At 61.6% G+C, this 22151-nt stretch carries 23 protein-coding genes; 6 read left to right on the top strand and 17 right to left on the bottom strand.

Features of this window, described 5'->3' with window-relative positions; translation table 11 throughout:
- Positions 1-12: 12 nt before the first annotated feature.
- The 9 genes from EQW76_RS02105 to EQW76_RS02065 all read right to left on the bottom strand — a co-directional run bounded on the left by EQW76_RS02105 (position 13) and on the right by EQW76_RS02065 (position 7995).
- Positions 13-1095 carry a branched-chain amino acid ABC transporter permease gene (locus tag EQW76_RS02105; RefSeq protein WP_142822725.1) on the bottom strand — a complete coding sequence of 361 codons (1083 nt, stop codon included), beginning with the start codon at positions 1093-1095 and terminating at the stop codon, positions 13-15.
- Between the two features lie 3 nt (positions 1096-1098).
- A complete protein-coding gene (locus EQW76_RS02100) occupies positions 1099-2004 on the bottom strand; it encodes a branched-chain amino acid ABC transporter permease (RefSeq protein WP_142822724.1) in 906 nt (301 codons plus the stop codon).
- Between the two features lies 1 nt (position 2005).
- Positions 2006-2740 carry an ABC transporter ATP-binding protein gene (locus EQW76_RS02095; RefSeq protein WP_142822723.1) on the bottom strand — a complete coding sequence of 245 codons (735 nt, stop codon included), beginning with the start codon at positions 2738-2740 and terminating at the stop codon, positions 2006-2008.
- Complete coding sequence (locus EQW76_RS02090; protein ID WP_142822722.1) at positions 2737-3489, bottom strand: ABC transporter ATP-binding protein; 753 nt, start codon at positions 3487-3489, stop codon at positions 2737-2739. The genes EQW76_RS02095 and EQW76_RS02090 overlap by 4 nt, the downstream gene beginning before the upstream one ends.
- Before the next feature lie 262 nt (positions 3490-3751).
- Positions 3752-4723 (bottom strand): biotin-dependent carboxyltransferase family protein, encoded by a 972-nt coding sequence (locus tag EQW76_RS02085; RefSeq protein ID WP_142822721.1) that lies wholly within the window; start codon positions 4721-4723, stop codon positions 3752-3754.
- Entirely contained in the window at positions 4713-5588 is an 876-nt protein-coding gene (locus EQW76_RS02080) for a carboxyltransferase domain-containing protein (protein ID WP_142822720.1), read from the bottom strand. The genes EQW76_RS02085 and EQW76_RS02080 overlap by 11 nt, the downstream gene beginning before the upstream one ends.
- 12 nt (positions 5589-5600) lie before the next feature.
- On the bottom strand, positions 5601-6965 hold the full coding sequence (locus EQW76_RS02075; RefSeq protein WP_142822719.1) for an acetyl-CoA carboxylase biotin carboxylase subunit: 1365 nt from the start codon (positions 6963-6965) through the stop codon (positions 5601-5603).
- Complete coding sequence (locus EQW76_RS02070; protein ID WP_142822718.1) at positions 6965-7198, bottom strand: acetyl-CoA carboxylase; 234 nt, start codon at positions 7196-7198, stop codon at positions 6965-6967. Before EQW76_RS02070 ends, EQW76_RS02075 begins: the two co-directional genes overlap by 1 nt.
- A 74-nt stretch (positions 7199-7272) precedes the next feature.
- The gene (locus EQW76_RS02065) at positions 7273-7995 is read right to left on the bottom strand and encodes a LamB/YcsF family protein (RefSeq protein ID WP_142822717.1); all 723 of its coding nucleotides are present in this window, start codon (positions 7993-7995) and stop codon (positions 7273-7275) included.
- Between the two features lie 135 nt (positions 7996-8130).
- On the opposite strand from EQW76_RS02065, the gene EQW76_RS02060 reads away from it, so the two are divergent.
- Positions 8131-9036: a LysR family transcriptional regulator gene (locus EQW76_RS02060; RefSeq protein WP_142822716.1), complete on the top strand. Its 906-nt coding sequence runs from the start codon at positions 8131-8133 to the stop codon at positions 9034-9036.
- Positions 9037-9069: 33 nt separating this feature from the next.
- On the opposite strand, the gene malQ is transcribed toward EQW76_RS02060, so the two are convergent.
- Positions 9070-10869: a 4-alpha-glucanotransferase gene (gene malQ / locus EQW76_RS02055; RefSeq protein WP_142822715.1), complete on the bottom strand. Its 1800-nt coding sequence runs from the start codon at positions 10867-10869 to the stop codon at positions 9070-9072.
- Positions 10870-11156: 287 nt separating this feature from the next.
- Here malQ and pcaD point away from each other — a divergent pair, with 287 nt between their 5' ends.
- The gene (gene pcaD / locus EQW76_RS02050) at positions 11157-11957 is read left to right on the top strand and encodes a 3-oxoadipate enol-lactonase (RefSeq protein ID WP_142822714.1); all 801 of its coding nucleotides are present in this window, start codon (positions 11157-11159) and stop codon (positions 11955-11957) included.
- 16 nt (positions 11958-11973) lie between these two features.
- Here pcaD and EQW76_RS02045 read toward each other — a convergent pair whose 3' ends face one another.
- From EQW76_RS02045 to EQW76_RS02035, 3 genes are all read right to left on the bottom strand, one after another.
- Positions 11974-13128 carry a DUF2336 domain-containing protein gene (locus tag EQW76_RS02045; protein ID WP_202617118.1) on the bottom strand — a complete coding sequence of 385 codons (1155 nt, stop codon included), beginning with the start codon at positions 13126-13128 and terminating at the stop codon, positions 11974-11976.
- A gap of 131 nt (positions 13129-13259) precedes the next feature.
- Positions 13260-13871 (bottom strand): flavin reductase family protein, encoded by a 612-nt coding sequence (locus EQW76_RS02040; protein ID WP_142822712.1) that lies wholly within the window; start codon positions 13869-13871, stop codon positions 13260-13262.
- A complete protein-coding gene (locus EQW76_RS02035; protein ID WP_142822711.1) occupies positions 13871-14458 on the bottom strand; it encodes a nitroreductase in 588 nt (195 codons plus the stop codon). Before EQW76_RS02035 ends, EQW76_RS02040 begins: the two co-directional genes overlap by 1 nt.
- Before the next feature lie 244 nt (positions 14459-14702).
- Between EQW76_RS02035 and EQW76_RS02030 the strand changes: the two genes are divergently transcribed.
- On the top strand, positions 14703-15776 hold the full coding sequence (locus EQW76_RS02030) for a hypothetical protein (RefSeq protein WP_244616925.1): 1074 nt from the start codon (positions 14703-14705) through the stop codon (positions 15774-15776).
- A gap of 26 nt (positions 15777-15802) precedes the next feature.
- On the opposite strand, the gene EQW76_RS02025 is transcribed toward EQW76_RS02030, so the two are convergent.
- The 4 genes from EQW76_RS02025 to EQW76_RS02010 all read right to left on the bottom strand — a co-directional run bounded on the left by EQW76_RS02025 (position 15803) and on the right by EQW76_RS02010 (position 19708).
- Positions 15803-16642 (bottom strand): lysophospholipid acyltransferase family protein, encoded by an 840-nt coding sequence (locus tag EQW76_RS02025; RefSeq protein WP_142822710.1) that lies wholly within the window; start codon positions 16640-16642, stop codon positions 15803-15805.
- Positions 16643-16748: 106 nt separating this feature from the next.
- Entirely contained in the window at positions 16749-18737 is a 1989-nt protein-coding gene (gene thrS, locus EQW76_RS02020; protein ID WP_142822709.1) for a threonine--tRNA ligase, read from the bottom strand.
- Between the two features lie 165 nt (positions 18738-18902).
- Positions 18903-19259, bottom strand: a complete 357-nt coding sequence (gene yidD / locus EQW76_RS02015; RefSeq protein ID WP_142822708.1) for a membrane protein insertion efficiency factor YidD — start codon at positions 19257-19259, stop codon at positions 18903-18905.
- A gap of 2 nt (positions 19260-19261) precedes the next feature.
- Positions 19262-19708 carry an iron-sulfur cluster assembly scaffold protein gene (locus tag EQW76_RS02010; protein ID WP_142822707.1) on the bottom strand — a complete coding sequence of 149 codons (447 nt, stop codon included), beginning with the start codon at positions 19706-19708 and terminating at the stop codon, positions 19262-19264.
- Positions 19709-19980: 272 nt separating this feature from the next.
- Here EQW76_RS02010 and folE point away from each other — a divergent pair, with 272 nt between their 5' ends.
- The 3 genes from folE to EQW76_RS01995 all read left to right on the top strand — a co-directional run bounded on the left by folE (position 19981) and on the right by EQW76_RS01995 (position 22143).
- Complete coding sequence (folE, locus tag EQW76_RS02005; protein ID WP_142822706.1) at positions 19981-20595, top strand: GTP cyclohydrolase I FolE; 615 nt, start codon at positions 19981-19983, stop codon at positions 20593-20595.
- 19 nt (positions 20596-20614) lie between these two features.
- Entirely contained in the window at positions 20615-21061 is a 447-nt protein-coding gene (gene hisI, locus EQW76_RS02000; protein WP_142822705.1) for a phosphoribosyl-AMP cyclohydrolase, read from the top strand.
- 116 nt (positions 21062-21177) lie between these two features.
- Positions 21178-22143: a patatin family protein gene (locus EQW76_RS01995; RefSeq protein WP_142822704.1), complete on the top strand. Its 966-nt coding sequence runs from the start codon at positions 21178-21180 to the stop codon at positions 22141-22143.
- The last annotated feature ends 8 nt before the right edge of the window (positions 22144-22151 follow it).

Below are 22151 nucleotides of genomic sequence, written 5' to 3'. Positions count from 1 at the left end.
TGTCCTCGTCGGCTATTTGTTATGTTTACGCCTGAAAAACGTGATCTCGCGATTGCCTATCAAGCCGGCAGGACGAAGCGCGAGAATTACGATCATGATGACACCGAGGGCGATCTCCTGGAGCCCCTTGGGAAGAGCGAGGGTGACTGTGCCCACGGGGACACCCGCCTCCAGCCAGCGCAGAGCCTGGATGAGGGCAGAGAGAAGGACCACGCCGATCACCGCGCCGGAAAGGCTGCTCATGCCGCCGACGACGAGCATGGAAAGCGTGATGAAGGTGAGGCCGAGGTAGAAATTGTCGGGCGTGACGACGCCGATCGAATGCGCCATCAGAGCGCCTCCGAGACCCATGACCACGCCTGAGATGGTAAACGCGACCAACCGTTCCTTCGGGATGTCGACGCCCGAGGCCGCTGCTGCGGTCGGCTCGTCGCGGGCGGCGCGCAAGGCCAGTCCCGAGCGGGAGATGGCATGGGCCCAAGCGATGAAGATGGCGAGGACGGCAGCACCCACGTAAGGCCAGATGAGGCGGACGATGGGAATGCCCACCACCGACGACGTCGCGCCGGTGACGTCCTGCCAGTTGGAGTAGATGGTATTGATCATCGCCAGCATCGCGAAGGTGGCGATCGAGGCTGCAATGCCCGACAGGCGCATCAGCACCCGCCCGAACACCAAGGCCGCCAGCCCGGCAAAGATCGCCGCGATGATCGCAGACTCCCAGTATGGAAGACGCGTCTCGAGCAGCCACCCGGGCAAGCCCGGAAGCGCGCTCTTCTTCATCATCGGGCTGATGGTCAGCCACGCTGCGGCATAGGCACCCATGCAGGTAAATCCGATATGGCCGAAGCTGAGGACCCCGGAGTTGCCGATGAAGATATAGAGCCCGACGACCAGGGTGATGCGGACGAAGACATCGATCACCGCCTGGTTGAACGGACGCGAGCCGGTCATGACGGTCAGCACGGCGATCGCCAGCATGAGCAGAGACAGCAGGATCGGCGTCATGATCGTGCGCCGGGCGAGCGCGAAGGGTGCGGGCTTGCGCGGCGATGCCAGTTCGGCCGGCAAGGCGGGAGCGGTAGCAGTGGTCATGGATCAGACCCTTTCCTTGGTGCCGCGCGCGGCGATCAGACCTTGCGGACGGAAGAGGAGGACGAGGATGACGGCGCCATAGACGAAGGCATCACGGAACGGACGCGCATCGATCGGCAACACCACCTGCATGATGACGGAGGCAGCACCCAGCAGGAAGCCGGCAAGCACTGCACCCGGAAGACTGCCGAGGCCGCCGATCACGGTTGCGATGAATGCCATCAGCATGATCGCCCCACCCATCTGGATATCGGCGGTGCCTGTCTGGCAGACGAAGATCAGCGAGATTGCGCCAGCCAGCGCTCCGGACAATGCGAAGGCCCCCATGATCACCCGGTTGGCCCTCACCCCGAGCATCCGTGCCATCGAGAAGTTTTCGGCGGCTGCGCGCATTTCCAGCCCGAACCTCGTGCGGCGCAGGAAGAGCGAAAGGGCGATCAGGATCAACACTGTCGCGACGATGGTGATCAGCTGCAGCAGAGGCAGCCGGGCGCCGAAGATCTCCACCGGTTGCGAGAGCATGGGCAGCAGCGAGATCGACTTCGGGCGGCTCGTGAAGAGCATCAGCAGGAAGTAGCGGATGACGAAGCCGAGTGCGAAAGAGGCGATCATCATGGTGGCCGGGTTGGCACGGCGAAAACGGCGGAAGACGACGACTTCGCAGAGGACCGACAGCGCAGCACCGGTAGCAAGCACCAGCGGCACCAGCAGGTACCATGGCAGGTTTCCGGCAAAGACGATGGCCATCGCATCCGTGGATGGCCAGAGCAATGCGAAGACGCAGAAGGCGATGACGTCCCCGTGGGCGAAATTCACCAGGCGCATGACGCCGAAGATCAGCGCGATGCCGAGGGCGCCGAGCGCGTAGAGCGAACCGAGTGACAGCGAGTCAAATACGATCTGCAACATCTCACTTGTCCTCGTAGCCGAAATAGGCGGCCTGGATGGCCTCGCTGGTGCCGAGTTCGCGCGCGTCGCCGTCGAGCACGATCTCGCCACCGCGCATCAGCAGCATTCGACCGCCGACGAGATTGGCGCGGGTGGAACTCTGTTCAACGATCAGCAGCGTCAACTTGCGCAGCGCCTGCAGGGCAATCAGCCGCTCGTACACCTGGTCGGTGATATTGGGCGCCAGCCCGAGCGACGGCTCGTCGATGGCGATAAGGCGCGGATTGGTCATCAGCGCCCGGCCGATGACGAGCATCTGCTGCTGGCCGCCGGACAGCAGGCCGGCCTGGCCGTTGCGGCGTTCCTTCAGCATCGGGAATGTCTGGTAGACCGCCTCGAGATCCTCGGCGACCTTGGCCTTCCAGCCGCGATCCTTTGCCTTCATTCCGGTGCCGACCAGCAGATTTTCCTCGATGGTCAGCGAACCGAAGACATCCCGGCCCTCAGGCACCAGCGAAAAGCCGAGGCGGGCAATATCCTCCGGCGCGCGGCCGGTGATATTGTAGCCGTCGAAATCGATCGTCCCTGCAAAGGCGGGCGTGACGCCGGCAATTGCGCGGAGCAACGATGACTTGCCGGCGCCGTTTGGCCCGGTAATGAAAACCGTATCACCATCCCTGATGGAAAACGACACGCCGCGCACGGCCGTCAGGCGACCGTAGCGAACCTCGATATCGGCGAGAACCAGCAGGCTCATAGCAGCACCTCCACGACCGGTAGCGGTGTGTCAGCAGCGGTCCCCATGTAGGCGTGGCGGACCTTTTCGCTGTTGCGGATCGCAGCCGGTGTCCCCTCCTCTATGACAGCACCGGAATCGAGCACGACGATGTGGTCGCAGAGACCGAGGACGAGACCGACATTGTGCTCGATGATCAGCACGCCGCAGCCGAGTTCGCGGGCGATCTTGCGCACAAGGGACGACAAGTCGGCCGCCTCCTGGCTGCTCATGCCGGCGGCGGGCTCGTCGAGAAGGATGTAGGCTGGGCGGCCCATCAGCGCGCGGCCGATAGCGACCCGGCGCTCGTCCGTGTAGGGAAGCGTTCCGGCGATACGCGAACCGAGCGATCCGATGCCCATCCAGTCGAGCATGGCCTCAGCTTCGGCGACGGCGGCGCGCCGGCTCATGCCGAGCCCGACGCCGGTCACTTCCAGATTGTCGACGACCGCGAGGTCGCGAAACAGGCGCCCGCCCTGGAACGTTCGGGCGATGCCCCTGCGGCGCACCTGATGCGGCTTGAGGCGATTGAGCGATGCTCCATCGAGCTTCACTTCGCCCTCCGTCGGCGCCTGAAATCCGGTGAGGACGTTGACGAGCGTCGTCTTGCCGGCACCGTTCGGGCCGATCAGTCCGCTGATATGTCCGGGCGTGATGTCGAGCGTCACCGACGACAGCGCCTTGAGCCCTGCAAAGGCGACCGATATGTTTTGCGCGCTCAGTTCAACCATGTTCCCAGTTCCTTGTGTTACCGATGGAAAGGGAACGACGGGTCCGGCCGTGTTACAGCCTGCCGAGTCTAGCTATGTTCCCCTTTTTCGGTACCGGCGATCTCTGCGGACCACTCGGCTGCCAAAGTCTCGCCGTTTACCGGCTTTGTCTTGTTGTTGCGCGTGCCAGCCTTTGTCGGCTGGCGCTTCGAAGGGCCGGCTCGCGCCGACCTTAGCCTCGTCCCTTCCCTCGCCCGGTCCTGACCGGTCGCGGGCCGCTGCCTCAGGCGGTCAGGTAGTCTTCCGCCTTCCGGAGTTCGGCGCGGCGATCGGCGCGCGCAGCAAGAGCTTCCTCGAGGGTGACGGGAACGAAGCGCGCTGGCGTATGGGGCTGCATCTGGGCGATGCGATCCATGTCTGCCGAAATCACCACGCCGAGCATCATGTAGCCACCGCCCGATACGGCGTCACGGTGGAGGACGATCGGCTCCGTGCCGCTCGGCACCTGAACCGAGCCATAGGGGTAGCAGGCATCGACGATATTGGAAGGGTCGGAACCTGCACCAAAAGGCTGTTCACGGGGCATGAATTCCAGCGGTGTACCCCCACGAAAGCGGTAGCCGATGCGATCTGCCTCTGGGGCTACCTTCCAGGTATCCTCGAAGAACCGCTTTCCTGCAGCCTCGGTGATCCTGTGCCAGTAGATGCCGGGCAGCATGCGCAGTTCTGCCGGCATCGCGCCGAGGCCGCGCAGGGCCGCTGGTAGCGAGCGGCCGGCGGTACCGGTTGCCTGCCCGATGGGAAGCTCGTCACCGGCTTTCAGCACGCGGCCTTCAAAGCCGCCGAGCGCGCCCAGCACGTAGGTGGAGCGGGACCCGAGCACGACGGGCACGTCGATGCCGCCCGAAATCGCAATATAGGCGCGCGCGCCGGATTTGAGGTAGCCAAAGGAGAGACGGCCGCCCGCCTTGACCTCGAAGCTTTCCCAGGTTGGGCGCTCCTCGCCGTTGACCTTGGGCGGCAACTCGCCGCCGGTGATGGCGACCACGGCCGGTTGAGTGAACTCCAGCTCAGGCCCCATGAACGTCGCTTCGAGGACCGCTGCTCCTGCGTCGTTGCCGACAAGCAGGTTTGCCATACGGCTCGAAAACCGGTCCATGCCGCCGCCTTCGGGGATGCCGACGTGATAATAGCCGGGGCGACCGAGGTCCTGCACGGAGGTCGCAAGGCCGGGACTGATGACTTTAACGGCCATTGAGAAGCTCCATCAGTTGGACATTGGTACCAAGCATGTCTTTGTTGAAGTCGGTGAGCTTGAAGGTGCAATCGCGCGTCGTGGGCTGCCAGCGGTTCGCCTCGATTTCCTCAAGCGTGCCATCGTATTCGTCACGCGTGATCGACTTGAACTTGACGATGTCACCCGGCTTGAAGAGGCACATCTCGTCGGTGAGATAGCGGATCTTGCGGGTCGGGTCATAGATCGGTGCCGGCGTGACGCCGTACATCTGGTAGCCGCCGGCGCCGCGTACCGAATAGATCGCCGCAAAGCAGCCGCCGTGACCGACGGTGAGTTTCGGTGTGTCCGTACGGGGACGCAGGTATTTCGGCGCCTCGATCTGCTTCTTGCGCTCCACCATCTGGTAGAGCCATGGCAGGCCCGCCACGAAGCCGACCATGGAAACGAACCAGGGCTGACCGGAATAGGCGGCGATGAATTCCTCGATCGTGGCGTATCCGTTTATGCGGGCCGAATATTCGAGGTCCGTCGCGCTGGGGTCCTGATGACGCTCGCGGAAGCGCATTTCCGTCTCGTGGGTCCAGGGATCCTGGAAATAGACGGGAAGCTCGATGATGCGTGTTTTAAGCGCGGCGTCGGATTTCGACGCGGCGTCTTCCATTGACTGCAGTTCTTTCAGAAGATCTTGCGGCGAAATGACATCCGGATCGAAGCGGATCTGGAAGCTCGCATTGGCCGGGCAGGTCTCCGTGACCCCTCGGATACCGGCCTCGCGAACCGCGTTGATCATCGAAAGGCCGGTGAAGAACGAAGTGAGCGACATTTCCTCGGACACCTCGCCGAAGATGTGTTCGTCACCGCCGAAGTTGAAGCGTATCGACATCGGTTCTCCTTTTCAGCTGGCAAGCGCCGCTGCGTTTTCGACAAGCCAGCCTTCCAGCCAGCGCGTATGCACGTCTCCTGATTGGACTGCCGGATCTGCGGCAAGTGCCAGAAACAGCGGCTTGGTCGTCTTCATGCCCGAGATCTTGAGTTCGCCCAATGCCCTTTGCAGCCGCGCAATCGCCCCTTCCCGGGTCTCTGCGTGGACGATCAGCTTGGCGAGAAGTGAATCGTAGAAGGGCGGCACCTGGTAACCGGCGTAGAGCATCGAATCGAAGCGAACGCCGGGGCCGCCGGGTATTCTGAGATCGCCGACCTTGCCCGGAAACGGCGCAAAGTCCTTGGCGGGATCTTCCGCATTCAGCCGCACTTCGATTGCGTGTCCGCTGACCCTGATATCGGCTTGGGACAATCGCAATGGCTCGCCGCCGGCAATCCGCAGCATCTCCGCCACGAGATCGATGCCGGTCACAGCCTCGGTCACGGGATGTTCAACCTGGATACGGGTGTTCATTTCGATGAAATAGAAGCGGTCGGCAGCATCGTCGTAGAGGTATTCGACTGTCCCCGCGCCGGAATAGGCGACGGCCTTTGCGAGCGCTACGGCCGAGGCGCAGAGTTCTTCGCGCAGCGCATCTGAGAGGGCTTGCGAAGGCGCCTCCTCCCAGACTTTCTGGCGACGACGTTGCAGCGAGCATTCCCGCTCGTAGCAATGGACCGCATTATGGCCATCGGCAAGCACCTGCACCTCGATATGGCGGGCACGGCCTATGACCTTCTCCATGTAAAGGCCTCCGTCCCCGAAAGCAGCCAGGGCTTCGGCCTGGGCCTGCGGATAGGCCTGCTCGAACTCGGCTGACGAATTGGCGATGCGGATGCCGCGTCCGCCACCGCCGGCAGCGGCCTTGATCATTACCGGGAAACCGGTCTCTGCCAGAACGTCCCGCGCTGCCTCGATGCTTTCGACGCGACCGACCGAACCCGGAACGACGGGAACGCCGGCAGCAGACGCAGCGAGGCGCGCCGAAACCTTGTCGCCCATCAAGCGGATTGCATTGCCGGAGGGGCCAACGAAGACGAGGCCTGCCGCCGTCACAGCATCGGAAAACTCGGCATTTTCGGCAAGGAAGCCGTAGCCCGGATGAATGCTGTCACAACCGGTGTCGCGGGCTGCCGCCAACAGGGCCTCGATGTTCAGGTAGGACTTCTTGGCTGCCGGTGGACCGATGTTGACGGCTTCGTCTGCAAGCTGAACATGCAACGCATCCGCGTCGGCCGTGGAATAAACTGCTACCGTCGCAATACCGAGGTCCTTGGCAGCGCGGATGACGCGCACTGCGATCTCGCCGCGATTGGCTATCAGCAACTTCTTCAGCATCAGCCGACGTCCGCCAGCGGTGCGCCTGCCATGACAGGGTCTTCGTTATCGACAAGGAAGGAAATCCCGCTACCGGCAACCTCTGCCTTGACCTCGTGGAAGGACTTCATCACCTCGATCAGGCCGATGACGTCGCCGATCGCGACATCGTCGCCGTCGGCCTTCAAAGGTGGCTGGCCAGGTGCCGCACTGCGGTAGAACGTTCCGGGAAGCGGTGAAAGGATCTGTGGCATGGAATGGGTCTCCTGTTCCGACAATGCGAGATGGATGCAGGCAATAAGGCCGCCATAGGTGGCGGCCGCCGAAATCAGTGCCAGGGCGCGATTGCGCTGCGCACGGCCTTGGCAATATCGATAGCGTTCGGCGTATCTGAATGCACGCAAATCGTTTCGCAGCCAACCGGGAAGAGACTGCCGTCGGTAGCCGTGCCCTGCTTGTCCGTCAATGCGCGCACGCAGCGGGACGCCATCAGCTCCGGATCCATGGCCGGATGCTCGCGCGTGACGATCAGCGCACCCGCCGGCGTATAGTCGAGATCGGCATAGAATTCCGGGATGAAGCGGATGCCGCGCTGCGGGTAGATGCTTTCGTGCAGGGTACCTGTCATGCCGAACACCGGCACACCGAACACCTCTGCCGCATCACATATGCCTTGAGCAACTTCTTCCTGGCGGGCGGCCATGTTGTAAAGGCTGCCATGCGGTTTGATGTGATTGAGCGGCATGTTTTCCGCTTTCAGGAAACCGAGCAGCGCGCCGACCTGGTAGATGACCGAGTTGGCGATCTCCTGCCGGCTCATCTTCATCTCGCGTCGGCCAAAACCCTGGAGATCAGGAAGCGACGGGTGTGCCCCGACTTTGACGCCATGCTCCTTGGCGCGGAGGACTGTTGTTCGCATATGGTCGGGATCGGATGCATGGAAGCCGCAGGCCACATTCGCCGCATCAATAAGCGGCATAAGCCCGGCGTCGTCGCCCAGCCTGTAAAGGCCAAAGCTCTCTCCCATGTCACAGTTCAGCGTGACGCTCATCGTTGTCGTGCCCCTTATAAGCTGCCGTCTTTGCGGCGTTGCACAAATCTTGTCCGAGCTTTTGCCTCTTGTGAAATAGTAATTTTCGTAATGTAATATCGAAAAAAACGATAATAAGAAATTGGTGGAACAGATATGAGCATCACGCTGAAACAACTGGATTATTTTATTGCGTCTGCAGAAAGTGGACAAGTGAGCCACGCGGCCGTCAACCTCAACATCTCCCAATCGGCGGTAACGGCAGCGATAAAATCGCTGGAAGAGGAGCTTGGGGTCAAGCTTCTGGAGAGGACGCATGGAGGTGTGCGGCTGACGATGGAGGGCGCCCGGTTCCTCGATCACGCACGGATCATCACCGGAGCGGTCGCCGCTGCGGTTCACAGCCCTCTGCGCGAGCGTGCGGAACTGTCGGGAAAACTGACCATGGGCATGACTTACACGGTGACCGGCTACTTCATGTCGAAATACTACGCGCGCTTCCGGAAGACCTACCCGCATATCTCGGTGGAGATCAGGGAATTGCCCCGCGCCGAAGTCGAGCGACAGCTGGCCAGCGGCGACCTGGATATCGCGATCATGCTGGTCTCCAACCTGGCGAATTCGGACGAACTCGAACAGGAACTGCTGCTGCGATCGTCACGCCGACTTTGGCTCTCGGCCGATCACCACCTGCTTTCACGGACCGAAATCAGCCTCGCCGACGTCGCGCAGGAGGACTATGTGATGCTGACCGTCGACGAGGCGAGCACGACCGCCACACGCTACTGGGATGCTGCCGGTAAAAAGCCGAATGCCGTGTTGACGACCAGCTCCGTCGAGGCCGTCCGCTCGCTCGTCGCAGCCGGTGTCGGCGTCACTATCCTGTCGGACATGGTTTATCGGCCGTGGTCTCTCGAGGGGCAGCGCATCGAAGTTCGCAGACTGATCGAACCCGTCCCCAGTATGGATGTCGGACTGGCCTGGGCGCGCGCGCGACCTATGGCCACGGCCGCAGCGACATTCCGGGCTTTCATGTCCGTGACACTTGGTGGTGGGGGCTGAGCCAGCAAGTTACCTCAGCCTGCTGCCTTTGCACTATCGCGGTCGGATCTGACTGATGGCGCTGACGATTTCACGAAACAGCGGTGCCTCACCGAGCGATTCCAGCGGGACTGACAGCTTGGGCTTCCAGTTCGGATAGCTGGTGCTGGTACCTGGAATGTTGGTCGGGTTCGGTTCGTTGGTGAGGTCTGCAAGCCTGACCGCTACCATCGCGGATGGCGTCTGCGCGATATAGCGATAGGAGGCTACGGCAAGAGCAATACTTTCGTCTTCGCCCGTTGTTATCGCTGGCTCGCGAACCTCGGCATCTGCAAAGGCACGCAGGAGGTCATCACGCTCCTCCTGCCTTGCGATCTCGTGGACTTCGGCAAGCTCGGCGGGCACCAGCCGATGCTCAGAGCGTAGAGCAATGTCGTCGCCGCGCCACCAGCCCGTAAATGTCTGGTGATCGTGGGTGGAGACGCAGGCAAGCGCGAGGGCCGGGTACGCTTCCGGTGCGATGAACCCCTGCCCGTTTCGCTCGTAGGACAGAATGCGGTAGGAGAGGATCTGCGCGTCGGCGAGGTCTTCGCGGAGACCACCGGGGATATTGCCGAGATCTTCGCCAATGACAATAGAGCGGTATTGCTGCGATGCGCTGGAAAGGACCTGGATCAGGTCTTCCTGCGGATAGGAAACATATGCCCCGTCTGCCGGAGTGCCGCTGGTGGGTACGAGAAAGAGGCGCGAAAGAGCGGCCGCGTGGTCGATGCGGATAGCGCCGGCGTAGCGCATGGCAGCCGCCAGCATCTTTTGGAACGGCGAGGCTTCGCCAGATGCGATCGCGTCCGGCAGAAGGGCGGCCAGCCGCCAGTCCTGGCCGTCGATGGCATAGGGTTCGGGCGGGTTACCGATGCTGGCGCCGGAGACGTAGAAATCCGGGTCGCTCCAGGTCGCAGAGCCGTCGAGCGCCTCGCCGACGGCAAGGTCGAGGTATAGCCCGATGCGCATGCCACGTTCCCTGGCACGGGTGCCGGCTAGGCCGAGTTGCTGATGCGCCAGCCACTGCAGCCATTTGTGGAACATGATGTTTTCGGCGTGCTCCTCCGCAAAGCGGCCGACCTCCTCTGAAAATGGAGTGCGATAAGCCTCCGGCCATGCGTGCCAACCGGTCCCGACACCGCGCCTGGCCATCTCGGTAGAGAGGGCTTCAAAGAGGGCGTGTCGCTGCAGACCTTCGCCGCCTTCCGAGACATAGGCGGCAAAATCAGGGCTACCGCGACCGCCCTTCCCGCTCGTCCAGAGATCTAGCAGCACCTCGAGCTTCAGTTCCGCCACTTGCCTGTAGTCCACAAGCTCCGTGGCACGAAGTCGCCGGATGCGCTCATCCAGCGCGGGCGTCATCACGAAGCCTTCGACCGCATCGACTGAAATATAGAAAGGGTTGAGAAACTGCCTGTTGGAAGGCTCATAGGGGCTGCAGCGCTCGGGATCGGCCGTGAATGGTGCATGCAGCGGGTTAAGGCCAATGAAGTCGGCACCCAGCGGGCCGGCGATATCGCAGCACGCCTCAAGGTCGAGGAAGTCACCGATGCCCCAGTTCCGGGCTGAACGAAGCTCGTAGAGTTGCAGGCTCAGACCCCAGCACGGACGGTCCACGATTTCTGGAGGTAGGAAACAGTTGGCGGGGCATGTGGGTGCTGTTTCATCATCGAACGTGACCTTGAGCGCCGTCAGCATCATCCGCAGTGTAGCGTCGGATACTGCCGTTGTGCTGCCGTCAGAGAGCGGCCTTCGGAGGTCTATGCCGTGGATGCGGGCAATGCTTCTCAGGCTCTGATGATGTTTCTGCATTGGCTGTCAATTCCTCGAGCGCCGGGACGGAGGCCCTTGCGGCGTTGCTAGGACAACAAAATCGGTTTGCTATTGTTCCGAACCAATCCGCCAGCCATTGGGTAGATGAGCGTCGGAATGCTCTCCCCGAGGTGTCCGTGGCTCGGAGTGGCGACTGATCGAACTGACCTAAGCCGCTCGCTGCAACGGACTGATTTTCTTTGCCGTGCAGCGATCCTCATGGCAATAGAGCGTTTTGCCGGCATGCCGCTGGCTAAGGAAGCCTAAACCGATCGTGAGGACAAAGCATGCAGTTTGCCCGCATCAACGATGTGATGATCCATTATCAAATCATCGGCGCGCCGGCCGACAAGCCGACGATCGTCTTTGCCAATGCTCTCGGCACGGATTTCCGCATATGGCGCGACGTGATCGTCCGCCTTGCGGGCGATTTCGCCATCGTCCTCTATGACAAGCGCGGTCATGGTCTTTCGGATGTTGGCCGGACGCCATATGCGATCGAGGACCATGCCGGCGACCTCGCCGGTCTTCTCGACATGCTCTCGGTCAGCAATGCGTATATCTGCGGGCTGTCTGTTGGTGGGCTTATTGCCCAGTCGCTTTACCATCGCCGTCCGGAACTGGTACGAGGTCTCATCCTTTGCGGCACGGCGCCGAGGATAGGGACACCCGCACTCTGGAACGACCGCATCGCCGCAGTCAATGCCGGTGGCATCGAGGCGCTTGCCGACGGCATCATGGAGCAATGGTTCACGGTAGAATTCCGACGCCCAGAGAATACAGCCTATGCCGGCTATCGGAATATGCTGGTCCGTCAGCCGGCCGAGGGATACGTGGCGACCTGCGAGGCGTTGAGAGACGCGGACTATGAGGCGGCGGCGACGTCCATCGCCGTACCGACGATCTGTGTCGCCGGCGGTAAGGACGGCTCGACACCGCCAGTTGTCGTTCTGGCGATGGCCAAGCGTATTCCCGATGCGCGCTATGAGCTGATCCGCGATGCCGGACATATAGCCTGCGTCGAACAGCCGGCATTGCTTACCGAAATCATCAAGGCTTTCATCGCCGAAGTCGAGGCGGGGAAATAGGCGATCCTTAGGTTTCTCAGGCCGCGCAGGGCATTGCCTGGGAGACGAAATTGCGGGCCGATTGACGCTGCTCCTGGATGTGCAGCTTTTCCACCATCACCAGCAAGTCGGTGGCGCCGCCAGCAGTGCCGTGTCTCCGACCAAGGCGTCGCAACAGACGTTGAGACACGGTATCGAGCATCGTCTCCATGGTCGAACGCGAAGCCTGGCGCCAGAGCATCGTCGCCTCGACGAACAGCGTGCTGATGTCGCGCGGCAATCCGGCGGCTTCAAAGAGGGCACGCACGGCATGCATGCGTCCGGTGCCGAGGATGGAACGGACGCGGGGCTCGCTGCAGCCTGAGAGATTGGCGACGGCGCCGGCAAAGAAATCGACCTTGCCGCTGCACAGCGTGTGCATCAGGAAAGCCGGCGTCAGGCGCCCGGACAGCCGCAGGTGCTCGACCATTCCGGAGATTTCATCATGGTTGACGGCACCCGCGATTGCCACGGTAGCCGCTTCGCCTGCCTCTCGGGTCACATGCTGCAGGCGGCGCGGGCTGAGGGTTGCCTGTACGAGCGAAAATTCCGCCAGCGCGTCGCTGACCTGCTGCATCAGCAGATGGCGTGCATCGCAGGGCAAGTCATGCATCTCCAGCAGCAGACGGCGGATATCGGCGGAATGGCCGAGCCGATCTGTGACACGCTTCAACGAAGCGCGCGACCAGCAAGCCCCGCCATTCTCCAGCAGGCAAAGAACTTCCTCTTCGTCGCCGATCTCGGCAATGGCCGCGACAACCGAGGGACCGAGCGCTCCGCGCGAGGCAATCAGCACCCGCGTGACGCTGTCGCCGCGCGAAGCGAGGTCGACGAGATCGGCGTCGTTAAACAGCGGCGAGCAGAGGATGACCTGCGCAGCAATTTCGGGCTGGTCGGTTGCCAGCGACAGGATGACGTTGCGCGGCGCATCTGCTGCATGGGCCAACGCTTCCGCGAGAGACAGGCGGACGCGTGGTGATGGATCGTCAAGCAGGAAAGTCATCGCCATCTCGGCCGCATCGCGTTCGGCAGCTGGCATGGTTGTGCCAAGATACGCCCGTCCGAGCGCATTGGCAGCCCTTGCCCTGTCGCCGGCCTTGGCCGTTTCCGCCCAGCGAAGAAATGCCTCTACGATCACTTTTCCGGCCTCGATGTTGGGGACGGCTGCCGTCCGCTACTGTGATTCCGATGCTAGCGGCAAAAAGTTTATGATTGGTTCACCATAGGCGTTAAGCGTCCGGTAAGATTGTCGAATTGGCCGACGACGGGTAAATCGACATCGAATTACGACTTTGGCGTGGGTGGACGCAGCAGTTCGAACACGGTGCTGGCCTCGCTGTAGTCCATATAGCCCATGCGGCCCATGGGCTGTGCCAGTTCCATGTCGAGGCGCCCGTCGCGGATGATTGCCTCGTCGATGTGGATGCCGACGACTTCGCCGAACACCATGAAATTGTTGGCCGGCGTCCCGGACAAGGTCATGGGATTACGGATTTCCGTCACCCTGCATTCGAGCACGGCGAAGGCCTCCGCAACATAGGGCGCATCGATCAGCTGAGCGGGTGCCGCTGTCAAACCCGCGACAGCAAACTCGTCGACGCCATAGGGTACGCTCACCGAAGAGGCGTTCATCTGTTCGAGGAGGTTGCGGCTGACGAAATTTGCGGTGAAGACGCCGGTCTCCTCAGCGTTCCGGGCGCTGTCCTTGCGGCCCTGCGAGGAGAACATGATGATCTTCGGGGTGTCGCAGACAGCGTTGAAGAATGAGTAGGGCGACAGGTTGATCGAGCCATCCCTGCCCTTGCTGCCGATCCAGCCAATGGGCCTTGGCGTGACGATGGATTTGAACGGATCGTGGGACAGGCCGTGCCGGTTGGTGTCCGTGCTGTAGAACATCAGCCGTCGCCTCCGCCGACCCAGGTCACGGTGTCGCTGAGTTCAGGGCGCGGCCGCTCGGTGATCGGGAAGGTGGTCGATCCGACATGGATGAAACCCGCAACCTTCTCGCCGGGCCTGATGCCGAGCAACGGATAGGCGCGCTCGTCATAGGCAAACCACTCGCTCAGCCAGTTCGCGACATAGCCATGGGCGTTGGCCGCCATCGACAGATTGAGGCAGAGCGCGCCAGCCGACAGGACCTGCTCCCATTCGGGCACCTTGACATGAGGTCCGGCGGTGCTGACGACGGCGATGACGACAGGCGCGCGGGTGAACCGGGCGAGTTCGACCTTCCTCATTTCGTCGGAAAGGTCAGGCTTTGCCTCCAGCGCCAATTGCAGCAGCGCCTCGCCGATCTTGGCTCGCTCGTTGCCCTGGTAGACGATAAAGCGCCAGGGTGCGAGCTTGCCGTGATCCGGCACGCGCGAGGCCAGTCGCAACATGTCCTCGAGTTCGCCCCTGCCCGGCCCGGGTTCGCACATCTGGAAGGCAGGCGTCGACCGGCGGACAGCGAGGTAATCGATCAGCGTGATGTCGTTTTTCATCAGAAATTCCATCGTGGCGACAAGGTCGCAAGTGTCATGAATGGCGATGCCGGTTTGTCGCTGTCGGTTGCGCCGATGTCAATTGCCGCTGCAGGGACAAAACCATGCGAAACCCGGGGGCTATGATGGCCAAGGTCTTGAATTTGCCACCGCGTTGGTCTTCTGTTGCAGATTGATACGCGTCATCGATCGGTGGGAATTCATGTCGGCTTTTGTTCATACCGGTCGTATAGGCCTGACGGCGATGCTTTTGCTCGCTACCGGCCTCTCCGTCCGGGCAGACGATGCCTTCAAGGAATTCAAGCATCTCGACAGTACGGCGAAAATGCCGAAGCTAAACGCTTTCATCTCCCCGGGGACGGACAAGAAGGCCGCCGCCATCCGCGATGTCGCACTCGACGCCAAGCTGACGGCGGATGGACCGCCTTTGCAACAGGGTCTGTCCTGGTACGTGTTCAGTCCCGTCGCTGGCGGTGACGGAAAACTGCCGCTGGTGGCAAGCTCCAAAGGCGGTTCGGCGGCCTTTCAGCTCGGCCCGGGGGATTATTTCGTCAACGTTTCATTCGGTCGTGCCGGCGTTACCAAGAAGCTCACAGTGCCGGAAAGCGGCGAGACGCAGAAGCAGGTCATGGTGCTCGATGCCGGCGGTATCCTGCTCAACGCGGTGTCCGGCTCCGATGTCAGGATTCCACCGGCCGAGCTCAGCTTTTCCGTCTATTCCAACGAGGTGAAGGAGGACGGGACACGCGGTCTCGTCATGTCCGACGTCAAGCCGAACACGCTGGTGGGACTCAGCGCCGGGACCTACCACATTGTCTCGGAATACGGGCAGGTCAATGCCATCATCCGCGCCGATATCCAGGTCGAGGCCGGCAAGGTGACCGAGGCAACGATCCAGCATCGCGCCGCAAAACTCACCTTCAAGCTGGTTTCGGATGCCGGCGGCGAGGCTATTGCCGATACAGCCTGGTCCGTGCTGACGGCTGCCGGCGACATTGTCGGCGAGAGCGTCAGTGCCTTCCCGACGATGATCCTGGCCGAGGGGCGTTACACCGCGGTCGCGCGCAACAAGGACAAGATCTATCAGCGGGATTTCAGTGTCGCGGCCGGCAAAAACACCGATGTCGAGGTGCTGATGAAAGAGCAGCAGCCGCAGGATCTGCAGGATCCCGAAAACGGACCTGACGACCAGCTGCAACAGGCGCCTTCCCCGCAGGCGCCGGCCGCACAAGCGCCAACCGCGCCGCCCGAGGCGGGAGGCCCCTCGGCCGTCCAGCCGCCGCTACCCGCAGGCGACGACGGCACCAGCATGGATTAGCCGGGTTCACCTCAGTTCGGCCAAACTCAGCTGGCGCGGCTGAGAACCGGGCGCTTCGGCGGCGCCATCGAGAACACGGCGCTATAAAGTCGCGACAGCAGATCCTTGCGATCGGCACCCTCGCTGAGCTTTTCAAAGGTGATGAGTTCGCCGATATGTGAGGTGATCGTGCTGCCGGAGAGGCGTCGGAATTCCCGAATCAGCATAGAGATGCGTAGCGTCAGGGATAGCTTGCTCGCAAGGTGGAACAGACGGCCGTTCTGGCCTTCGAAATAGATCGGAATGACGGATGCCCGCGCTGCCTGCACCAGCTTGGCCGGGAAAATCTTCCAGGGCAGATCCTCAGCCAGCCCAAAGCCCCGTTTCGCCGTGGCCACGCCACCAGCGGGAAAGACGATGATGGTCACGCCTTCCTTCAAGAGACGAACGGCTTCGTGACGGGTCTGCATATTCATCGCCATCGCCTCGCGGGTTTCCTCGAACGAGATCGGCAGCGAATAGGCGCTCATCTCCGGAACCTTGAGCAGTTCATCGTTGATCAGCACCCGGAAGGGGCGACCGAGCTGTTCGGCGAGCGCCAGCACCGCGATTCCGTCGCCGATGCCGAAGGGATGATTGGCGACGATGACGAGCGGCGTATCGGGCAGGTTCGCCGGCGGCCAGGCGCCGCGCACGTCCATGCGGATGTCGATAAGATCCAGCATCTTGCCGAACACCCGGTCGCCGGAGGCAACGATGTCGCTGCGCCAGATGTCGTAAAGCCGCGCGTAACGATCCCGGCCCGACAGTCCCTCGATGGAGCGAATGAACCAGCGCTTCAGCCGGGGGTCACGGTCATTGGCGTAGGAAAGCACTTTGAGCTTCACGATTATCCCGGGAAAGACCCGCCCCTGATCACACTGGCGTCGGTATATTACACTTCGATGTCAGTTCTCTGACAGAGCCAGCACGGCTCTGTCAGAGGGTGATCGCTCAGGCTGCCCGCGCCGCCTTCTCCGCTGCCTTGCGGCGAACGTCAGGAGGCGTGGCTTCCAGCGTCAGGCTTTCGATAGCCGCATCGAGCGACATCGAAGTCTGTGCCTGCGAACCGAGGCGGCGGATATTGACCGAGCGCTCTTCGGCTTCCTTCTTGCCGCAAACGATGATCACGGGCACCTTGGTGACGCTGTGCTCGCGGATCTTGTAGTTGATCTTCTCGTTGCGGAAGTCGGTCTCGACCTGCAGGCCTGCTTCGCGCAGCATCTCGGCTACTTCCATGCCGTAGTCGTCAGCCTCGGATGTGATGGTTGCGACGACGATCTGCTGCGGTGAAATCCACAGCGGCATGTGACCGGCGAAGTTCTCGATCAGGATACCGAGGAAGCGCTCCATCGAGCCGCAGATGGCGCGATGGATCATAACCGGCTGGGTTTTTTCCGAGTTCTGGTCGATGTAGAAGGCGCCAAAGCGTTCCGGCAGGTTGAAGTCGACCTGCGTCGTCCCGCACTGCCATTCGCGGCCGATGGCGTCACGCAGCGTGTATTCGAACTTCGGACCGTAGAAGGCGCCCTCGCCCGGCAGGATGCCAGTCTTGATACGCCCGCCCGATTGCGCCTCGATGGTCTGGAGCACTTCCATCATGACGGCTTCGGCGCGATCCCACAGGGCATCCGACCCGACCCGCTTTTCCGGCCGTGTCGACAACTTGACGACGATTTCCTGGAAGCCGAAATCCTCGTAGACCGACAGGATGAGATCGTTGATCTTCAGGCATTCGGCGGCCATCTGTTCGTCGGTGCAGAAGATGTGGGCGTCGTCCTGCGTAAAGCCGCGTACGCGCATCAGCCCGTGCAACGCGCCGGAGGGTTCGTAGCGATGAACATTGCCGAATTCTGCAAGGCGTACAGGCAGTTCGCGGTACGACTTCAAGCCATGCTTGAAGATCTGAATATGACCGGGGCAGTTCATGGGCTTCAGCGCGAAGACGCGTTCGTCGTCGGTCTCGTCGCCGGCAACCGTCACCTTGAACATGTTGTCGCGGTACCAGCCCCAGTGTCCCGAGGTTTCCCAGAGCGACTTGTCGAGCACCTGCGGCGCATTGACTTCCTGGTAGTCGCGCGCAAGACGCCGGCGCATGTAGGATACCAGCGACTGGAACAGCCGCCATCCCTTGCCATGCCAGAAGACCACGCCAGGTCCCTCTTCCTGGAAATGGAAAAGGTCCATCTCGCGGCCGAGGCGACGATGATCGCGCTTCTCGGCTTCAGCCAGAATGTTCAGGTAGTTGTCGAGTTCCGACTGTTCGGCGAACGCCGTGCCGTAGATGCGGGTCAGCATCGGGTTGTTGCTGTCGCCACGCCAGTAGGCACCGGCCACCTTCATCAGCTTGAAGGCAGTGCCGATCTGGCCGGTCGAGGCCATGTGCGGGCCGCGGCAGAGGTCGAACCAGTCGCCCTGGTAGTAAATCTTCAGATCCTGGCCGGCAGGGATCGCATCGACCAGCTGGACCTTGTAGGTCTCGCCCTTGTCGGCAAATACCTGCTTGGCCTTTTCGCGCGACCAGATCTCTCTGGTGAACGGCTTGTTGCGCTGGATGATTTCCTTCATCTTCTTTTCGATGACGGGCAGGTCGTCCGGCGTAAACGGCTCGTTCTTGGCAAAGTCGTAATAGAAACCGTTCTCGATCACGGGACCGATGGTCACTTGCGTACCGGGCCATAGTTCTTGCACGGCTTCTGCCATGACATGGGCTGCGTCGTGGCGGATGAGTTCCAGCGCGCGTGCGTCGGTACGGGTGACGATCTCGATCGCCCCTGATGTCACCGGTTCGGAGAGGTCCCGTACGGTGCCGTCTATGGTAATCGCCACGGCCTTCTTGGCCAGCGACTTTGATATCGATTCGGCGACATCCCGGCCTGTTGCGCCGGCTGCAAAGCCGCGCACCGAACCATCGGGAAATGTCAGGGAAATAGCGTCCGTCATCATAAGCTTCCTTATCCAGTCCCGCCAACCAATGCGGGTGGTGCGTCATAAACGAGACGGGGCAATCGGCCGCCGATCTCGCAGCGCCTGATAGATGTTTTCAGGCTTTGAGTAAAGATCAGGCACGCCCTTCATGTTCTACCCGGCCGTGTGTGATGTTGTTCATCAGGCGCCCGGCGAGCGGCGTAGGGCCAGATATCGCCACGGCGTCCACCACCGGTATCTGCGCTCGAGAACCTCCGGAACGGGGTCGAAGCCGCTGCTGCCGCCAGGACCGCAACTGCCGACGCGAAACAACGTCATCCAGCCGCCGGGCCAGAGGCCATGTCGTGCGATTGCCTCATAGCCGTATTCCGAACAGGTCGGCAGGTGGCGACAGGAATTGCCGATGAAGCCGGAAAGTGTCAGCTGGTAGAGGCGGATCAGGCCAATACCGAGCAGTCGGTCCGGGGTCTTGCGGAAGGGACCGGCATAGTTTCTGGATTGGCGGGGTTTGTCGCCATGGCCGTGCGCGTCGCACATGGTCAGGCCTCCACGGCTACGCCGCGTTTGGCCTCGATCTGCTCGATGGCATCGATGACGGCGTCGAATGTCAGCATCGTCGATGCGTGCCGCGCCTTATAGTCCTTGACCGGGCGGAGGTATCGCATCTCCTCGAATCGGCCGACAGGCCCCTCGCCGTCTGCCTTCAGCATCGCCAGCATGTCGCTTTGAGCCTGGCGCAGTTCTGACACGGTCGCCCCGACAACATGGCGTGCCATGAGCGACGATGAAGCCTGGCCGAGCGCGCATGCCTTGACGTCGTGGGTGAAGTCGCTGACCATATTTCCCTCGAGTTTCAGCCATATTGTGACGCGGGAGCCACATAGACGCGAGTGCGCCTTGGCGCTGGCGTCCGCATCCTCGATCACACCGATACGCGTAATGTTGCCGGCAAACTCAAGGATTTTGGTGTTGTAGATGTCGTCCATTGCGCTCCGGGCTCCGATATGGCGGTCACTGTATTCTAAACGAAAAACACACCGTGTCCGATCGAACACTTTCACATCAAGGGTGCCGTACTATATGTATCTCGTTCGTAGGACATGATTTTACAACGCTCTTCTGCGAGTTTCACCCGAAACAGTGTACGACGGCCGCGAGAATCTGGACGTATGGACTGATTTTGCCGAAAGCCGTGTCCGGCTGGCAATGTCGCTGACGAGACTGAAACGATCCCTATCGCGGATCAGGAGAGCCTGAAATGGACGCTGTGTTGAAGAATTTGGCGCTGACCGACACCCACCCGGATCGTCCTACTCAAAAGGAAGCCGAGGATGCCGTGCGTGTCCTTCTCCGCTGGGCCGGTGACGACCCGACCCGGGAGGGATTGATCGACACGCCCGCACGCGTCGCCAAGTCATACCGCGAACTGTTCGCCGGTTACGACCTGGATCCGGAAGATGTGCTTGGCCGGACCTTCGAGGAAGTGGCTGGCTACGACGACATGGTTCTGGTGCGCGACATTCCGTTCTTTTCCCATTGCGAGCACCACATGGTGCCGATCATTGGAAAAGCTCATGTGGCCTACCTGCCGAACGGCCGCGTTCTTGGCCTTTCCAAGATCGCCCGTGTGGTCGATATCTTCGGGCGCCGCCTGCAGACCCAGGAAACTATGACGGCACAGATCGCCACCGCAATCGACGAGACGCTGCGTCCTCGTGGCGTTGCAATCATGATCGAGGCCGAGCATATGTGCATGGCCATGCGCGGCGTGCAGAAGCAGGGATCGACAACGCTGACGACACGGTTCACCGGCTCTTACAAGGTCGATCCGGCCGAGCAGGCGCGTTTCATGACGCTGGTGCGCGGACGCTAATTTCAGGTGACGGTTTGCGATGATAGGATTCAGGGAGCCTTCCCGCGACAAGGCGGAACTTGAGGATGACGGCGAGTTCACGCCGCGTTTCGACGATGGCGGTCTGATCACCGCTGTCGTCACCGACGCCAGTGATGGTGTCCTGCTCATGGTAGCGCACATGAACGCCGAGGCTCTGTCCCTCACGCTCAGCACCGGCATTGCGCATTATTTCAGCCGGTCGCGCGCCAAGATCTGGAAGAAGGGCGAAACCTCCGGCAATCTCCAGACGGTGGTGGAAATCCGCACCGATTGCGACCAGGATGCCATCCTGCTGAAGGTCGAGGTGGGTGGCCACGCTGCAACCTGCCATACCGGTCGCCGCTCGTGTTTCTACCGGGTTGTCGAATTGCAGGACGGTAAGCCGGTGGTGCGAATCGTCGACACCCACCGCCACTTCGACCCACGCGATGTGTATGGCCATTAAGACAAATTGATCCGGCAGGGCATTACACTGTTAAGTCCTGTCGACGTATGATGTTCAGGCAAACAAAAAGGGACGCGACATAACAAGAGGCGCAATACGCCTCGAAGGAAGACAAGATGCTGAACTGGCGTTTCAATCGTCAGGGCGCCGGACAGAGTCCGGCGGTTACCTCCCCGGCCAAAGGCAACGATCTCTCCGCAACGGCCCTCATTCCGGTCCTTCCAAGCAAAGCGAAAATCGCGTTGGCGCTGGGCGGCGGCGCAGCGCGAGGCTGGGCGCATATCGGCGTGCTGAGGGCGCTCGACGAGGCCGGCATCGAGATCGGCATGATTGCCGGCACATCGATCGGCGCACTCGTCGGCGGTTGCTATCTTGCCGGCAAGCTCGATGAACTCGAATCCTTCGCCCGCTCGCTCACCATGCGCCGCATTGCCAGCCTGCTCGACCTGACCATCGGCGGAAGCGGGCTGTTCGGCGGGATGCGGCTGACCAAGCGGATGCAGGAGCATCTGCAGGGGCTGAACATCGAGGACCTGCCCCGGCCTTTCGTCGCCGTGGCGGCCGAACTCAACACCGGCCATGAGGTGTGGATTACCAACGGATCATTGATCACAGCGTTGCGGGCGTCCTACGCGCTGCCCGGAATTTTCGAGCCCGTGCGCAGCAACAACCGAACGCTCGTCGACGGCGCACTCGTCAATCCGGTGCCGGTCTCGGTCTGCCGGTCCTACGAGCAGCCGCTGGTCGTCGCGGTCAACCTCAATTACGATCTCTACGGCCGCTCCGCCGTGGTCAAGCACAACGCTCTGCTGCCGGCGACCGACATCCATCGCCAGCCCGAAGCGCCGTACACCAGGCTCGGCATGACCGGCGTCATGGTGCAGGCCTTCAACATCATACAGGACAGGATTTCGCGCGCGCGCCTTGCCGGCGATCCACCGGATCTGGCGCTCCATCCGCGACTGAGCGATATCGGCCTTTCCGAGTTCTATCGCGCCGGTGCGGCTATCGATCGCGGCTATGAGGAGGCTTCGGCCCGACTTCCGGAGATTCGCCGCATGCAGGAAGCTTACGCCCGCTGAAGTGGGTG

The sequence above is a fragment of the Rhizobium sp. rho-13.1 genome (genome assembly GCF_007000305.1).
GTDB lineage: Bacteria > Pseudomonadota > Alphaproteobacteria > Rhizobiales > Rhizobiaceae > Rhizobium > Rhizobium rhododendri.
Note: the sequence above shows the minus strand (reverse complement) of the source record. Positions and strands in the feature narration are given on the sequence as shown.

Bases quoted from the DNA above. Each gene is read 5' to 3' on its own strand.
- EQW76_RS02070 (WP_142822718.1), bottom strand. From the start codon at position 7,198: ATGCCACAGATCCTTTCACCGCTTCCCGGAACGTTCTACCGCAGTGCG.
- EQW76_RS02040 (WP_142822712.1), bottom strand. From the start codon at position 13,871: ATGTTCTACAGCACGGACACCAACCGGCACGGCCTGTCCCACGATCCG.
- EQW76_RS02100 (WP_142822724.1), bottom strand. From the start codon at position 2,004: ATGTTGCAGATCGTATTTGACTCGCTGTCACTCGGTTCGCTCTACGCG.
- EQW76_RS02085 (WP_142822721.1), bottom strand. From the start codon at position 4,723: ATGGCCGTTAAAGTCATCAGTCCCGGCCTTGCGACCTCCGTGCAGGAC.
- EQW76_RS02095 (WP_142822723.1), bottom strand. From the start codon at position 2,740: ATGAGCCTGCTGGTTCTCGCCGATATCGAGGTTCGCTACGGTCGCCTG.
- EQW76_RS02090 (WP_142822722.1), bottom strand. From the start codon at position 3,489: ATGGTTGAACTGAGCGCGCAAAACATATCGGTCGCCTTTGCAGGGCTC.
- EQW76_RS02105 (WP_142822725.1), bottom strand. From the start codon at position 1,095: ATGACCACTGCTACCGCTCCCGCCTTGCCGGCCGAACTGGCATCGCCG.
- EQW76_RS02030 (WP_244616925.1), top strand. From the start codon at position 14,703: ATGCTTTTGCTCGCTACCGGCCTCTCCGTCCGGGCAGACGATGCCTTC.
- EQW76_RS02075 (WP_142822719.1), bottom strand. From the start codon at position 6,965: ATGCTGAAGAAGTTGCTGATAGCCAATCGCGGCGAGATCGCAGTGCGC.
- EQW76_RS01995 (WP_142822704.1), top strand. From the start codon at position 21,178: ATGCTGAACTGGCGTTTCAATCGTCAGGGCGCCGGACAGAGTCCGGCG.
- pcaD (WP_142822714.1), top strand. From the start codon at position 11,157: ATGCAGTTTGCCCGCATCAACGATGTGATGATCCATTATCAAATCATC.
- EQW76_RS02010 (WP_142822707.1), bottom strand. From the start codon at position 19,708: ATGGACGACATCTACAACACCAAAATCCTTGAGTTTGCCGGCAACATT.
- EQW76_RS02060 (WP_142822716.1), top strand. From the start codon at position 8,131: ATGAGCATCACGCTGAAACAACTGGATTATTTTATTGCGTCTGCAGAA.
- yidD (WP_142822708.1), bottom strand. From the start codon at position 19,259: ATGTGCGACGCGCACGGCCATGGCGACAAACCCCGCCAATCCAGAAAC.
- EQW76_RS02065 (WP_142822717.1), bottom strand. From the start codon at position 7,995: ATGAGCGTCACGCTGAACTGTGACATGGGAGAGAGCTTTGGCCTTTAC.
- hisI (WP_142822705.1), top strand. From the start codon at position 20,615: ATGATAGGATTCAGGGAGCCTTCCCGCGACAAGGCGGAACTTGAGGAT.
- folE (WP_142822706.1), top strand. From the start codon at position 19,981: ATGGACGCTGTGTTGAAGAATTTGGCGCTGACCGACACCCACCCGGAT.
- EQW76_RS02080 (WP_142822720.1), bottom strand. From the start codon at position 5,588: ATGTCGATACGCTTCAACTTCGGCGGTGACGAACACATCTTCGGCGAG.
- thrS (WP_142822709.1), bottom strand. From the start codon at position 18,737: ATGACGGACGCTATTTCCCTGACATTTCCCGATGGTTCGGTGCGCGGC.
- malQ (WP_142822715.1), bottom strand. From the start codon at position 10,869: ATGCAGAAACATCATCAGAGCCTGAGAAGCATTGCCCGCATCCACGGC.
- EQW76_RS02035 (WP_142822711.1), bottom strand. From the start codon at position 14,458: ATGAAAAACGACATCACGCTGATCGATTACCTCGCTGTCCGCCGGTCG.